The sequence below is a fragment of the Candidatus Symbiopectobacterium sp. NZEC127 genome (assembly GCF_025962675.1).
Lineage (GTDB): Bacteria > Pseudomonadota > Gammaproteobacteria > Enterobacterales > Enterobacteriaceae > Symbiopectobacterium.
On sequence record NZ_JAGFPG010000087.1, the window covers coordinates 1 to 541 of the forward strand.

Sequence of the window (541 nt, forward strand, 5' to 3'; positions counted from 1 at the left end):
TCCTCTACGCACAAGCGATGGAAGAATCCAGCCACTATGAAAAAACCACCACCAAGCGCAAGTGGTATGGCAAGAAAACCACTACTCGGCAAGTCAGTCACAATGTGACGAATAAAGTGACCGAATTTACCGCAGGCGGCGATATCAACCTGTTAAGCCGTGATGACAGTACTTATGAAGCCAGCAAAATCAACGCGGGAAAAAATGCCAAACTGACCAGCACCAACGGTAAAGTCAACTTCAAAGCCGTTAAAAACACTGCGTTCGAACAGACTATTACCACCTCGAAAGGGTTTTTCATTAAGAACGCGGACAAAGGCTACACCAAAGATACCTGGGTGTTGCCGACCGTTTATACCGGTGGAAAACTCACCGTTGATGCTGCCAACGGCGTGAGTGCGGATGTAAAGGCGCAAAATGCTCAGGCTCTGCAAAACACTCTGTTGACCCTGGGAAATACGCCCGGCACCGCCTGGCTGAAAGATCTCAACACGCGCAAAGATGTGCAGTGGACACAGGTACAGGATGCCTACAGTAACTG

General features: G+C 49.2%; 1 pseudogene. It reads left to right on the forward strand.

The window, feature by feature from the left end:
• A pseudogene (locus J5069_RS24055) lies at window positions 1-541 on the forward strand (hemagglutinin); the annotation flags it as partial.